This window comes from Rhizobium herbae (assembly GCF_017873135.1).
GTDB classification, from domain to species: domain Bacteria; phylum Pseudomonadota; class Alphaproteobacteria; order Rhizobiales; family Rhizobiaceae; genus Pararhizobium; species Pararhizobium herbae.
Genome location: NZ_JAGGJV010000001.1, coordinates 1,086,516 through 1,099,193, shown reverse-complemented (window position 1 = coordinate 1,099,193; position 12,678 = coordinate 1,086,516). Strand labels below are relative to the sequence as shown.

Sequence of the window (12,678 nt, the reverse complement as noted above, 5' to 3'; positions counted from 1 at the left end):
GCCGGGCTGGGGCATTGGAGGCTTTTTCCTTCACAAGAGGCAAAAGCGTAGAAGAACCTGAGAAGCGCGGCAAAAGACACTGAAACGGGGCACGGTGTGTGTCACCTTACTAATTTACCCTGAGGCATACGTTGTGCCCCGGCCACGTGCCGCGCTTTTTGAAAGCCGGCGCACTGAGACCAGTTCAAGCCACGGGCGAAAAGCCGCCGCGTGAACGGGAACCCGTGCCGATCGTCCCGATCCCCTGATTTGTACCCCCTGATCTTTACCCCTGTTCTTGAAAAGGAGAACCCCATGCCATCGATCTGCGGACCTGAAAAACTGCCGCTCGATCCCGCTCTGTTCGAGATTCTGTGCCGCGCTGCCGTGGGCAGGATGGGCATTCCGTCCTTCTGCCGGCACCGCCGCTGCGGCCGGGAAGAGGAATGCGTCGGCAAGCTCAAGCCGCGCGAAATCCCGCCCTGCTTTCGCGGTCTCCAGGATGTCGATGCGATGCTGCCGATGTGCATCGCCCAGGCCGACGACACCTGGTTCCGGGAATTCGTCCTTCAGTGGATCCTGTGCCGGGAGGATTATTTCGATCGTGTCCGGCCGCCGGAAACGGTTCGCAGCCTGCTTGCCCTTGACGAGCAGTGGCCGGTTTCCATCTATGTGGATGAGCAAGGCGAAGCGCCGGTGGCTGCCGGCCCCCATACCGCGACGCAGGATTTGCTCGACAAGCTGTGGGCCTCCGCTGAAGGCAGGGCCGCACGCACCGATGAAGGAAACGCATCTGCGAAGGGAGGCTGACATGCCCTATGTCGATGGATTTATCGTCGCGGTGCCCAAGGGCAATCTCGACGCCTACAAGGATCTTGCCCGCCTTGCGGGCAGCGTCTGGAAGGAATATGGCGCGCTCTCCTATGTCGAGTGTATCGGCGACGACGTACCCTATGGGGATTTGACGTCCTTTCCCCGCGCCGTCCAGGCCAAGGACGACGAGGTGGTGATCTTTTCCTGGATCACCTATCCCTCGCGCGAGGAGCGCGACGCGATCAACGCGAAAGTCATGGCGGATCCGCGCCTCAGCATGGACAACTGGACCATGCCGTTCGATGGCAAGCGGATGATCTACGGTGGCTTCAAGAGTTTTTTGGAGCTATGACAGCGTCCATGCCGAATGCCCGCCGGGTCTGAAAGGACGCCATGCCCCAGACGATCATCAACCTGTCGACACGCGGCTCCGGCCTCTACGAGTTTACCGGCGAGGTCGAGGCCTTCGTCGCAAGAACCGGCGTGGAGGAGGGGCTGCTCACCGTCTTCGTGCGCCACACCTCCTGCTCGCTGCTGATTCAGGAAAATGCCGATCCCGACGTCCGGCGCGATCTCGACCAGTTCTTCAAGCGCCTGGTGCCGCCCTCGAACGACCCGTCGATGAACTGGATCGTCCATACGGCGGAAGGGCCGGACGACATGCCCGCCCATATCAAGGCGGCGCTGACGCAGGTGTCGATCGGCATTCCCGTCGCAGATGGCCGCCCGATGCTGGGCACCTGGCAGGGCCTCTACCTGTTCGAGCACCGCGACCGCCCGCACCGCCGCGAGATCGTGCTGCATCTGGGAAGCTGAGCACGTTTGTTCTGGACAAGCCGATAGCGCCGGGTGCAGTCTGGGCCGCCACATGCGGCAATCGTCATGACTGTCATTACTGGAACAAAATCAGATGTTTGATCGTTGCGTGATTTCGATTGGTTCGGTTGGATTGAACGGTTTCTACTGCCTCCGTCTTCCTCGCCCTTGTGGCGGGGATCAAACGGCGGCGCGTCCGCGCCGCTAAGGACTCTTTCACGCGACGGACGTCGCGTGACTGGATTCCTGTGACGGGCACAGGAATGACGGTGGAATGAGGAGCCGAGCCAATCAAACGGGACTTTTTTGTATTCCGCCGGCGCGCCGAAAGCGCCGGCTTGACAGGCAGGGGGAAGATCATTGACCGACGCGCAGACGATTGCCAGCCGCTTCATGCAAGCCCTGAACGAGCGGGATTTCGAAACGATCGGCACCTTTCTCGATGAGGACGTGGCGCTCGATTCTCTGACCGGCCTGCGCACCATCGGCGCCGGGCCCTTGCGCATGGGCGTCATGAGCTATTTCCGTCATTTCGACGAAAGTTTCAGCGACATGGTGCTGATGCACGACGCCTTCGGCCAGCGCGTCGCCGTCGATGTCACGGCGCGCGGCCACTACCGCGAAACCATGCCGGGCTTCCCGGAGGCGAGCGGCCAGTCCTATTCGATCCCGAGCGTCTTCGTCTTCGAGTTCGAAAACGGCGCGGTCACCCGGCTCAGCCACTACCGCAACATCCGCGTCTTCGAAAAGGCGCTCGCCCGCTGAGCCGCCCTTATCGCCCTGTGATTCCTCTCTTGCCGGTCGCCTGAACCGCCGATGAACATCGGATTCTGGTTCTGTTCAGCCGCGCCGCCATACCTTGGTCCCAACGCCCGACAAGAAAAAAGACGGGCTGAGTTTCGAAGTTTTGGACCCCAAGGAGAAACAGTCATGAGACAGATTTTTGCAAAACTGGCGCTTGCCGGCCTCATCGGCCTGACCGGCCTCGGTGCCACCGTTGCGCCGGCTACCGCCGACACGCTGACTTTCGGCATTCATTCCGGCGGTATCGTCGACGTTCAATACCGCGACCGCGGCGGCTATGGCGACGAACGCGACTGGGACCGTGATCGCCGCCACCGCCCGCGTTGGGATCAGGGCCGGGGCCAGGGTTGGGGCCATGAGCGCCGTGGCCGCTGCGATCCCTGGCTTGCCGCCGACAAGGCACGCGCCCACGGCATGCGTCATGCCCGCGTCGTCGATGTATCGCCGCGCCGTGTCGTCGTCGAAGGCCGCCGCTGGGGCGAGTATCGTCGCGCCGTCTTTGCCAATGCGCGCGGCTGCCCGTTCATCGGCGGCTGATATCGCCATCGCGCCCGATCCAGGCGAACTCCGACCGGGGATCGTCGCTCCGGAAGCCTTTCCGTCTTGTCTCCCCCGGCCGGCGGAAAGTTCTAGCCCCTCGCGGTTCGCCGCGGGGGTGTTTTTGTTGGGTGCCCGGCAGCTGGCACAAGTGGCTCCCGGCCTGGAGAGCGGTCGTTTGCCGGTGCCGGCTGCCCAACGCAGGCGGGCTGCCGGAAAACAAAACCCCGCCGAAGCGGGGTCCAGTTTCCACGGGTCTTTGCGATGCGCTATTATTGCTTGATCGCGAAGGTGACGTTGACGGTGACGTTGTAGCTGTTTTCTCCCGTTGCGACCGGGACGGCATCGGCGGCATATTCCTTTGCCATGCTGCGCATCATCGGCATCGGTTCGGGCCGGGATGAGTTCTCTGAAATCTCGACGATCCGGCCGAGCGAAACGCCGGCGGCCTCCGATAGCACCTTGGCCTTGGCAACGGCATCGGTGACCGCCGCCTTGCGGGCTTCGGTGATCGTCGCTTCCGGCTTGTCGTTGGAAAACTGGATCGACCCGCCCTGGTTGACGCCGAGCGTCACCGACTGGTCGATGATCGCGCCGAGCTTGGCAAGGTCGCGCACCTTGATGGTCAGCGAGTTGGCGACCTGGTAGCCGGTCAGCACCGGCTGGCGGTTGCCGCCGTCGCTGTTGTCTGGATACTGGTATTGCGGGTTGACGGCGAAACCCGACGTCTGCAGGTCGCGTTCGGCGATGCCGCCGGTCTTCAGCGCGTTGAGCACATCGGCCATCGTCTTGTTGTTGGCGTCGAGTGCTTCCTTGGCGGTCTTTGCGTCGGTGACGACGCTGAACGACAGGATCGCCATGTCGGGCGCCACGCTCGAGCGGCCTTCGCCCGATACGGTGATCACGGCTTCGCGCGGCGTGTTATCCTGCGCAAAGGCCGACGCGCTGGCGATGCCCGCGAAAGCGGCCGCCAGAAACACGGTTCTCAGGCGGCGGGGAAGGATGGTCGATGTCATGGATGGGTTCTCTCCGGTTGTGTTTCGTCCCTGCACCCTTCTTGATCATTGATTGTGTAGGGAATACGGCAACGTCTTGTGGGAAAACCCGTTTTCCGCTAGAGCCAGTCCCACCCGCGGTCTGCCATTGGCCCGCGGGATCCGGATCCGCTCCGGGGCAGGGCCTGTAGCTCAATGGTTAGAGCCGGCGGCTCATAACCGCTTGGTTGGGGGTTCGAGTCCCTCCGGGCCCACCAAAAACAATAATTTCAACAAGTTATATGGCGGTCGGCGAGCAAGGTTAGCCAACCGGTTTATCATGCGGAATGTCCGGGTGACGCGGTTCATGCCGTCCTTTGCGAGCCGGCGATGTTCCTTGGTTGAGAATAGGGGAAATCTCGGTTATGCGTTGATCGGCGACACAAGAAAGACAGATAAATCCAGCGATGATCGATGAGCGACAATAAGCAAATGACGCCACAGGCATTGGTCAAGCGGCTGGCGGCATTGTCGAGGCATGATCGTGTTCTCGACGAAGAGATCGGCAAGTTGATCGGCTACACCAAGCGTTTCAAGGTCGATATCGATCCGGCGACCGGAGAACAACGTCACACGGTTGTGTGGGACGCGCCGAATGGTGGTGAAGTCAGGATGCCGCATTTTACAAGATTGATAGACGACGCGCATCTGCTTGCCGAAACACTCTTTCCTGACAGTATTGGTGGCGCCAGCTGGGATGACGCGGGCGGAGCGGCCCGCATTGACGATGGACGTTACGTGACGGCCGCCAACCCGGCGATCGCGATCTGCATTGCGGTTCTGGAACAGATGGATGATATCGCCATCGATGATGACGATGACGACGACATCGTGGAAGACATGCCGGATTAGCCGCGCCGCACGATGGATACCGGCGTTCGCAGCCGTCATTTCGATTGGTCGATCCGGTTGCCATCGCATCAACCCAGCCGCCACTGCGGTCGCCAGCACGGTTGTTCTAAATGCGATCTTCCCGAAGGGTTCTGGACGCGGTGAACAGGCAAAGGCCGAACGTCACCATGACGGACGCGCATTCGAGAACGTATAGCTTGTCAAGCCCGGTGGCGGCGTATTCAGGATAGATCGCCTGGCGGAACCACATGACGATATGAACCAGCGGGTTCCACATCAGTGCATCGAATATCGGGCCGGGCAAGCTGTCCGGCATGATAATAACTCCCGATAACAGATACAGCGGCCGATTGACCAGGATGAACACCTTTTCATACAGCGGGTAGTCTGCAAACAGGGGAATGTTGGCCATCCCCATGCCGAAGCCCATCAACGAGGCCACCGCCGCGGCTTCTACCGCCGGGGCCAAGGACAGTTCGTGCAAACGGGAACCTTCGTTGGTGCAAAGCAGCATCACGACGACTGTCACCACCACCGATGTGATAAATTGCAGGACATAGCGGGCCACCGCGGCATCGAATGGCGAGACGATCGGGTAGGAAAACAGGTTCTTGTTGGAGCGGACCGCTCCGGCGATAAAACTGGACATGGCTTGATAGAAGCCAAAAGGCAGATACCCGGACGCAAAGAACAGGGTGAAGTCATTTCCGAGCGCGGGAACGCGCGCGAGCGTCGAAAAAATCGTCGTCATGATGGCGACATGCGCCAGCGGATCGACGATTGCCCAGATATAACCGCCCGGTTTGCTGCCGAACCGGGCTTGCATTTCGCGAATGACAAGGGCTGCGACGACGCGGAGATGCTGGGTGAGATTGTACAAAACCGGTTTCCGAAAGTGCTTTTGCTGCGGCGTCTGTATTCGATATTCGTCTGCTGCACAATCACCTTGAAAGTGCGGGTTATGTATGGCGAAGCTTGTTTCCCTTGCTGAAGGCGGCGGATTTGCAGACAGCCGCGTCCGTCGCGCGGAGCGATGCCAAACGCCGACGGACGGCCTTTCGCGTATCCACGGTCCCGCTCAACTGGGCCGCGCGCCGAGCGCATGCAGGATGCCGCGCAGTTCGGCAAGGCCGCGCAGGCGGCCGATCGCCGGATAGCCGGGGGTTACGGTCTTTCCCAGGTCGTCGAGCATGCGATGGCCGTGGTCCGAGCGGAAGACGATGGTGGTTTCCGGTGAGCGGCGCCGGTCTTCCGCGACGAGTTCCTTCAGCACCGCAACCATGTCCACATCGCCGTCGAGATGGGCGCTTTCGTGGAAGCTGCGACCGTCGCCTTCGCGGGTCGTGGCGCGCAGATGGGCGAAATGGATGCGGGAGGCAAAGCGGCGGGCGATCGCAGGCAGGTCGTTGTCGGCGCGCACGCCGAGGCTGCCGGTGCAAAAGCACATGCCGTTCGCCTCTGACGGTACGGCGTCGAACAGGGCTGCGTAGTCGTCTGCTGTCGAGGCGATGCGCGGCAGGCCGAACAGCGGGCGCGGCGGATCGTCGGGGTGCAGGGTCAGCTTGACGCTGCGCGCTTGCGCGGCCGGGGTGACGGCCTCGAGAAATTCGACCAGGTGCTGGCGAAGACGCTTCGCGTCGATGCCGTCATAGGCGGCGAGCTTTTCGCGAAAGCCGGGAACGGTCATCGGCTCTGTGGTCGAGCCGGGTAGGGCCGAGGTTATGATGCGGGTGATTTCCGCCATCTCGGCCTCCGGCATCGCCTCGAAAACCGTCTTTGCGCGGGCGCGATCTTCGGCCGAATAATCGTTTTCCACGCCGGGGCGCTTCAGCACGAAAAGATCGAAGGCGGCGAAGCGCTCGTGGTCGAAGCGCATGGCGGTCGCGCCTGTCGGCGTGACGAAGTCGAGTTCGGTGCGGGTCCAGTCGACGACCGGCATGAAGTTGTAGCAGATGATCTTGATGCCGCAGGCAGCGACCGCCTCGAGGCTGGCGATCCAGGCGTCGATCTCCGCCTTGGCTTTCCCGCCGGTGCGCTTGACGGCATCGGGGATGGGGATGCTTTCGACGACGGACCAGATGAGTTTGGAGCGGCCGGCCGGTGTGGTCTCGATCAGGGCTTGACGTTCCCGGACCTCGCTTTCCGTCCAGGCGCGGCCGATCGGCACCTGATGCAGCGCCGAGACGACATTGGTCGCCCCGGTCTGGCGCACGTCATCCAGCGTCACCGGCGCATCCGGTCCGAACCATCTCCATCCCTGACGCATGCCTGGTCTTTCCTCCCGTTATTCCGGTTCGTTTGGCCGTTCAGCAGAAATAGTCCGGATGCATGATGCGCAATTCGGCGACGTCGGGGATGACGGCGCTCAAATGGTGCATCATCGCTGCGCGGGCGCCTTCAACGTCGTGGGCAGCGATCGCATTGCGGATCGTCACATGCTCCTCGATGACGCTTTCCATGCGCCCCAGCGCCGGCAGCGTCAGCCGCCGGGCGCGGTCGATCTGGATCTTGACGGTCTTCAGGATGGACCAGATGCCGGGATAGCCGGCAATCCCGGCAATCGCCTCGTGGAAGGCTTCATCCTGCTCGTGGAACAGCGACGTTTCGTTGTGGGCGGCATGCACCCGCTGCCGTGCGATGATGGCATCGAGCCGGGCGATATCGGCCGGTGCTGCGATTGCAGTTGCGGTTTCCACCGTCGTTCCCTCCAGCGACTTGCGGATCACCACCGCTTCGGGGATGGCGGCGACGGGAACCAGCGATACGAAGGTGCCGGACTGGGGGAAAATATCGACGAGCCCGGCCTCCGCCAGCCGCAGCAACGCTTCGCGCACCGGCGTTCGGCTGACGCCGAACTCTTCCGCGATGCGCTTTTCCTGCAACGGCATGCCGGGCGGCATCTGCAACGAGACGATGGCCGAATGCAAACGTTCGTAGATCGCCGATCCGGCGGTCACGCGGCGTAGCTTGGCGCCAGCCGGCTCCGTGAGCAGGGGGACGACGACGTTGCTGCGGGGCGATGGCGGCATGGAGATTCTCGAAGCGTTGACACTGTTGTGAATACTAGTATATCAGTTGCGCCACGTTGCCAAGACGTGAAGCGGGAGGAGCGACAAGGAATGGCATTGCATCCCGACCGGCTGTTTCCTGCCGACCCCGGTACAAGGGTGATCGCACGGCGCCTCCATGAAACCATCGCCCGCCTGCCGATCGTGTCGCCGCACGGCCATACGGACCCGTCGTGGTATGCGGAAGACAAGCCGTTTTCCGATCCCGCCGCGCTGTTCATTACGCCGGATCACTATGCGACGCGCATGCTCTATTCGCAGGGCGTGAAGCTCCAGGATCTGGGCGTGGCGAGGCGTAACGGAGAGCCGGTGGAGACCGATGCGCGCAAGATATGGCGGCTGTTCGCCGCGCATTTCCATCTCTTTGCCGGTACGCCGACGCGGCTCTGGTTCGAGCATGCGCTGGAAACGGTGTTCGGCATTACCGAGCGGCTGTCGCCGCAGACGGCGGATGCGCTGTTCGACCGGATCGAGGCAGCCATCCTCACGCCGGAGATGCGGCCGCGCGCGCTGTTCGATCGTTTCAAGATCGAAGTCATTGCCACAACCGATAGTGCGCTGGACGACCTAGCGCATCATCAAGCAGTTCGTGCATCGGGATGGCACGGCCGCGTGGTGCCGACCTATCGGCCGGATGCGGTTGTCGATCCGCAGGTTACTGGCTTTGCCGGGAACCTTGAGCGTCTTTTCGCAATGACCGGCGAGGCGGCGACATGGGCCGGCTATCTCAATGCGCACCGGGCGCGGCGGGCTTTCTTCAAACGGCATGGCGCGACGGCGACGGATCACGGTCACGCCACGGCGCGGACGGAAAACCTGTCTCAAGCCGATGCGGAGGCGCTGTTCGACAAGGTGCTTGCGGGCAGGGCGGATGCCTCGGAGGCGGATGCCTTCCGCGGCCAGATGCTGACGGAGATGGCGCGGATGAGCCAGGATGACGGGCTGGTGATGCAGATCCATCCCGGCTCCTTCCGCAATCACAATCCGTCGCTATTTACGGATTTTGGCGCCGACAAGGGGGCGGATATCCCGAAGGCGACCGACTACGTGCATGCGCTGAAGCCGCTGCTCGATGCCGTCGGCAACGATCCCAAGCTGACGGTCATTCTCTTCACGCTCGACGAAACCGCCTATTCGCGCGAACTCGCACCGCTTGCCGGGCACTATCCGGCGCTGAAGCTCGGGCCGGCCTGGTGGTTCTTCGACAGCCCGGAGGGCATGCGTCGTTTCCGCGAGACGACGACGGAGACCGCAGGCTTCTACAACACCGTCGGCTTCAACGACGATACCCGCGCCTATCTGTCGATCCCGGCCCGCCACGACATGGCGCGGCGGGTGGACTGCGCCTATCTCGCCCGGCTCGTCGCAGACCATCGTCTCGACGAGGAAGAGGCGTTCGGCCTCGCGGCTGAACTGGCCTACGGACTGGCGAAGAGGGCCTATCGATTGTGACGACATCTGGCGGACGGGCGGCGCAGGAGGCGCCCGCTGCACAACACGGGAGGAGAACGACATGAACGTTACACGCAGGACTTTTGTCGGTGGGGTTGCCGGCTTGACTGGTCTCGGCTTGATGCCCGGCCGTCTTTTTGCACAGCTGAAGGCGCCCGCAAGCCCCGTCACCATCACCGTGGTGGACGTGGCCGGCAATCTGGCGCTGACGCAGGGCATGTTCGAGGCCTATGCGGCGGCAAAGCCGGAATGGGTATCGAGCTTCGCCTTCACCAAGGCGCCGGCACCGGAACTGCCCTCGAAGATCAAGGCGCAGCAGGCCGCAGGCAAGGTCGATATCGATCTCGTTCTGACCGGCACCGACGCGCTTGCCGCCGGTCTCAGCCAGGACTTGTGGGTCGATCTCGCTGCCCACAAGGCCGACCTGCCGAATCTGGAAAGCATCCTTTTGCCGCAGGCCTTCAAGATGCAGGCGCTGGCCAAGGACCAGGGTGTTGTCGTCACCTATTATCCGTCCGGGCCGCTGATCGAATACATTCCGGACCGCGTTCCGACACCGCCGACGACGGCCGCCGGGCTTCTGGAATGGGCAAAGGCCAATCCGAAGAAATTCATGTATGCGCGTCCGGCCAATTCCGGCCCCGGCCGCACCTTCCTGATGGGGCTTCCCTATATTCTCGGCGACAGCGACCCGCATGATCCGGTCAACGGCTGGGCGAAGACCTGGGAATACCTGAAGGCGCTGGGCGAAAACATCGAGTATTACGGCACCGGCACGACGCAGGTGATGAAGGAACTCGGCGAGGGCACCCGCGACATCGTGGTCTCGACCACCGGCTGGGACATCAACCCGCGGGCGCTCGGCATCGTTCCGGCCGAAGCGAAGGTCGGCAAGCTCGACGGCTTCCATTGGGTGACGGACGCGCATTACGCGGTCATCCCGAAGGGCGTGTCTGACGAGAAGATTGCCGTGCTGCTGGATATCATCAACTTCATCCTGCAGCCGCAGCAGCAGGCGATCGCCTATGACCAGGGCTATTTCTACCCGGGTCCGGCGGTGAAGGACGTGACGCTCGAGATGGCGCCGCAGGAAAGTCAGGACGCCATCAAGGAGTTCGGCCGTCCCGAATATGCCGACTGGATTGCCAACAATCCGCTGGAAGTGCCGCTCGAGCCCGCCCGCATCGTCGATGCGTTCCGCATCTGGGACGAGCAGATCGGCGCGTCGAAGGGCTGAGCCTGAGACAAGACAACGGAGCGGCGGCACCGATATCGCCGCCGCTCCACAACGCCTATCGACGTGGAGGAGACGACCTTGAATTTGCCGGTTCAGAACGGAGCGACAGTGCTTTCGCCGAAACAGACCGCGCGTCTTGAACTGGATGGTCTGCGCCGCTCGTTCGGCGCCTATACCGCGCTCGACGGCATCGACCTTTCCATCGAACCGGGTGAATTTATCGCGCTTCTTGGCCCTTCGGGTTGCGGCAAGTCGACGGCGCTGAATTGCGTGGCCGGCCTTCTCGCGTTGTCCGGTGGCGAGATCCGGCTCGGCGGCAATCGTATCGACCAGCTGGAGCCGGAAAAGCGCGGCTTCGGCATGGTCTTTCAAAGCTACGCGCTGTTTCCGCATATGAGCGTACGCCGCAATGTCGGTTTTGGGCTGACCATGCAGGGCATTCGCGGCAGCGAGGCGGACCGGCGTATCGAACAGGCGCTGGCGCTGGTGCGGCTGGAAAGCCAGATCGACAAGCTGCCAGGGCAATTGTCGGGCGGCCAGCAGCAGCGCGTGGCGATTGCCCGCGCCATCGTCATCCGCCCGCCGGTGGTGCTGATGGACGAGCCGCTCTCCAATCTCGATGCCAAGCTGCGTCTGGAGATGCGGGCCGAAATCCGTGGTATCCACGACCAGATCGGTTCGACGACCATTTACGTGACGCACGATCAGGACGAGGCGCTGTCGCTCGCCGACCGGATCGTCGTCATGAGCCAGGGACGGATCATGCAGATCGGCTCGCCGCAGGACCTCTACCAGCGGCCAGTCCATATCGACGTCGCCGATTTCATGGGGTTCCGCACACGTATTGCCGGCCGGGTGGTCGGTGTTTCGGGCGAGGAAGCCCAGATCGAGGTGGCCGGCGCACGGCTGACCGGAACGATGCGTGAGCCGCTCCAGACGGGTGACGCGGCGGTTCTGTCGGTGCGGCCCGAAGACCTTGTCGCCGTCGATGACGGCAATGGCATTGCCGCCACGGTGGCCAGCATGGAATATCGCGGCCGGGCTTTTTTCGGCATGGCGAAGTCCGCCGACGGTTCCGACCTTTATTTTCGTGCCGAGCAAGCCTTGCCGCGTGGCGCGTCCGCCATATTGCAACCGGCAGCCGGCCGGGCGCTGTTGTTCAAGGGAAAAGGCGCATGAGCACGCCGTCGCTTCGCCACAGGCTTGCCGCGCGCGGGTTCGACGGAACGACGCTGCTGGTCCTGCCGGGGCTGGCCGTCATGCTCGGGCTGTTCATCTATCCCTTTTTCTACGGTCTTGCCGATTCGCTGATGCCGAAGGAAGGGGCGTGGTACGCCAACTACGCCGCGTTCTTCAGCGATCCCTTCCAGTACCGCACCATCGCCGCGACGCTCTGGCTGGCGCTGCCGGTGACGATCGTCAATCTGGCCTTCGCAGTGCCAATCGCCTTCCGCGTGCGGCTAATGACACGGCAGCGGTTGTTGACGACGATCCTCGTCCTGCCGATCACACTCGGTACCGTCTTCGTGGCGGACGGACTTCTGACCTTTCTCGGGCCGCAGGGCTGGTTCAACCGGGTGCTGATCCTCATCGGTCTGCTGGATGCGCCGGTGAAGCTGACCAACAACTACTGGGGTGTCTTCGCCTCGCTGGTGATCACCGGCTTTCCCTTCGCTTTCCTCTTGACGCTGTCCTATGTGACCGGCATCGATCCGGCGATCGAGCAGGCGGCGGCCACCCTTGGCGCCAGTCCGCGCCAGCGGTTCATGAAGGTGTTTCTGCCGTTGCTGGTGCCGGGGCTTGCCGTCACCTTCTGCCTCGCCTTCGTGCAGGCTTTCGCCGTCTTTCCCTCCGCTGTTCTGCTCGGTGCGCCGGCGGGGCCGACGCGGGTGATTTCGATCGCGGCCTATCAGGCGGCCTTCGAGCAATACGACCATTCGCTGGGTTCGGCGATCGCGATGATCATGGGAGCGGTGGAACTGATCGTCGTGCTGATCGTGCTGGGCGGCCGGTCGATGTTCTATCGCGGGCCGACCGGCGGAACGAAGGGGTGATGACGATGACAAAGCTTACTCTTCAAGCTGCT

At 62.6% G+C, this 12,678-nt stretch carries 14 protein-coding genes and 1 tRNA gene; 11 read left to right on the top strand and 4 right to left on the bottom strand.

Features of this window, described 5'->3' with window-relative positions; genetic code table 11:
- Window positions 1–294 precede the first annotated feature (294 nt).
- From J2Z75_RS05335 to J2Z75_RS05315, 5 genes are all read left to right on the top strand, one after another.
- Window positions 295–789 carry a hypothetical protein gene (locus J2Z75_RS05335; protein ID WP_209848639.1) on the top strand — a complete coding sequence of 165 codons (495 nt, stop codon included), beginning with the start codon at window positions 295–297 and terminating at the stop codon, window positions 787–789.
- A 1-nt stretch (window position 790) separates the two neighbouring features.
- On the top strand, window positions 791–1,144 hold the full coding sequence (locus tag J2Z75_RS05330) for a DUF1428 domain-containing protein (RefSeq protein WP_209848638.1): 354 nt from the start codon (window positions 791–793) through the stop codon (window positions 1,142–1,144).
- 41 nt (window positions 1,145–1,185) lie between these two features.
- The gene (locus J2Z75_RS05325; protein WP_209848637.1) at window positions 1,186–1,608 is read left to right on the top strand and encodes a secondary thiamine-phosphate synthase enzyme YjbQ; all 423 of its coding nucleotides are present in this window, start codon (window positions 1,186–1,188) and stop codon (window positions 1,606–1,608) included.
- A gap of 360 nt (window positions 1,609–1,968) precedes the next feature.
- Window positions 1,969–2,373 (top strand): nuclear transport factor 2 family protein, encoded by a 405-nt coding sequence (locus J2Z75_RS05320; protein WP_209848636.1) that lies wholly within the window; start codon window positions 1,969–1,971, stop codon window positions 2,371–2,373.
- 165 nt (window positions 2,374–2,538) lie between these two features.
- Window positions 2,539–2,949, top strand: a complete 411-nt coding sequence (locus J2Z75_RS05315; RefSeq protein ID WP_209848635.1) for a hypothetical protein — start codon at window positions 2,539–2,541, stop codon at window positions 2,947–2,949.
- Window positions 2,950–3,221: 272 nt separating this feature from the next.
- Here J2Z75_RS05315 and J2Z75_RS05310 read toward each other — a convergent pair whose 3' ends face one another.
- Window positions 3,222–3,965, bottom strand: coding sequence for an SIMPL domain-containing protein (locus tag J2Z75_RS05310; protein ID WP_209848634.1), 744 nt, complete (start codon window positions 3,963–3,965; stop codon window positions 3,222–3,224).
- A 160-nt stretch (window positions 3,966–4,125) separates the two neighbouring features.
- Here J2Z75_RS05310 and J2Z75_RS05305 point away from each other — a divergent pair.
- Window positions 4,126–4,201: transfer RNA gene (locus tag J2Z75_RS05305), tRNA-Ile, on the top strand.
- 196 nt (window positions 4,202–4,397) lie between these two features.
- A complete protein-coding gene (locus J2Z75_RS05300; protein ID WP_209848633.1) occupies window positions 4,398–4,835 on the top strand; it encodes a hypothetical protein in 438 nt (145 codons plus the stop codon).
- Between the two features lie 106 nt (window positions 4,836–4,941).
- Here the strand turns inward: J2Z75_RS05300 and J2Z75_RS05295 are convergent, their stop codons facing one another.
- The 3 genes from J2Z75_RS05295 to J2Z75_RS05285 form a co-directional block, all read right to left on the bottom strand.
- Window positions 4,942–5,715 (bottom strand): ABC transporter permease, encoded by a 774-nt coding sequence (locus J2Z75_RS05295; RefSeq protein WP_209848631.1) that lies wholly within the window; start codon window positions 5,713–5,715, stop codon window positions 4,942–4,944.
- A 198-nt stretch (window positions 5,716–5,913) separates the two neighbouring features.
- The gene (gene uxuA / locus J2Z75_RS05290) at window positions 5,914–7,101 is read right to left on the bottom strand and encodes a mannonate dehydratase (RefSeq protein ID WP_209848628.1); all 1,188 of its coding nucleotides are present in this window, start codon (window positions 7,099–7,101) and stop codon (window positions 5,914–5,916) included.
- 40 nt (window positions 7,102–7,141) lie between these two features.
- On the bottom strand, window positions 7,142–7,864 hold the full coding sequence (locus J2Z75_RS05285; RefSeq protein WP_209848626.1) for a GntR family transcriptional regulator: 723 nt from the start codon (window positions 7,862–7,864) through the stop codon (window positions 7,142–7,144).
- A gap of 90 nt (window positions 7,865–7,954) precedes the next feature.
- On the opposite strand from J2Z75_RS05285, the gene uxaC reads away from it, so the two are divergent.
- The 4 genes from uxaC to J2Z75_RS05265 all read left to right on the top strand — a co-directional run bounded on the left by uxaC (window position 7,955) and on the right by J2Z75_RS05265 (window position 12,646).
- Window positions 7,955–9,355 carry a glucuronate isomerase gene (gene uxaC / locus J2Z75_RS05280; protein WP_209848623.1) on the top strand — a complete coding sequence of 467 codons (1,401 nt, stop codon included), beginning with the start codon at window positions 7,955–7,957 and terminating at the stop codon, window positions 9,353–9,355.
- A 61-nt stretch (window positions 9,356–9,416) separates the two neighbouring features.
- Window positions 9,417–10,592, top strand: a complete 1,176-nt coding sequence (locus J2Z75_RS05275) for an extracellular solute-binding protein (RefSeq protein WP_209848620.1) — start codon at window positions 9,417–9,419, stop codon at window positions 10,590–10,592.
- Between the two features lie 78 nt (window positions 10,593–10,670).
- Window positions 10,671–11,771, top strand: a complete 1,101-nt coding sequence (locus J2Z75_RS05270) for an ABC transporter ATP-binding protein (RefSeq protein ID WP_209848616.1) — start codon at window positions 10,671–10,673, stop codon at window positions 11,769–11,771.
- Complete coding sequence (locus J2Z75_RS05265) at window positions 11,768–12,646, top strand: ABC transporter permease (RefSeq protein WP_209848613.1); 879 nt, start codon at window positions 11,768–11,770, stop codon at window positions 12,644–12,646. The genes J2Z75_RS05270 and J2Z75_RS05265 overlap by 4 nt, the downstream gene beginning before the upstream one ends.
- The last annotated feature ends 32 nt before the right edge of the window (window positions 12,647–12,678 follow it).

Coding starts and splice junctions, on each gene's coding strand:
- J2Z75_RS05300 (WP_209848633.1), top strand. CDS start 4,398: ATGAGCGACAATAAGCAAATGACGCCACAGGCATTGGTCAAGCGGCTG.
- J2Z75_RS05310 (WP_209848634.1), bottom strand. CDS start 3,965: ATGACATCGACCATCCTTCCCCGCCGCCTGAGAACCGTGTTTCTGGCG.
- J2Z75_RS05265 (WP_209848613.1), top strand. CDS start 11,768: ATGAGCACGCCGTCGCTTCGCCACAGGCTTGCCGCGCGCGGGTTCGAC.
- uxaC (WP_209848623.1), top strand. CDS start 7,955: ATGGCATTGCATCCCGACCGGCTGTTTCCTGCCGACCCCGGTACAAGG.
- uxuA (WP_209848628.1), bottom strand. CDS start 7,101: ATGCGTCAGGGATGGAGATGGTTCGGACCGGATGCGCCGGTGACGCTG.
- J2Z75_RS05285 (WP_209848626.1), bottom strand. CDS start 7,864: ATGCCGCCATCGCCCCGCAGCAACGTCGTCGTCCCCCTGCTCACGGAG.
- J2Z75_RS05275 (WP_209848620.1), top strand. CDS start 9,417: ATGAACGTTACACGCAGGACTTTTGTCGGTGGGGTTGCCGGCTTGACT.
- J2Z75_RS05330 (WP_209848638.1), top strand. CDS start 791: ATGCCCTATGTCGATGGATTTATCGTCGCGGTGCCCAAGGGCAATCTC.
- J2Z75_RS05335 (WP_209848639.1), top strand. CDS start 295: ATGCCATCGATCTGCGGACCTGAAAAACTGCCGCTCGATCCCGCTCTG.
- J2Z75_RS05325 (WP_209848637.1), top strand. CDS start 1,186: ATGCCCCAGACGATCATCAACCTGTCGACACGCGGCTCCGGCCTCTAC.
- J2Z75_RS05315 (WP_209848635.1), top strand. CDS start 2,539: ATGAGACAGATTTTTGCAAAACTGGCGCTTGCCGGCCTCATCGGCCTG.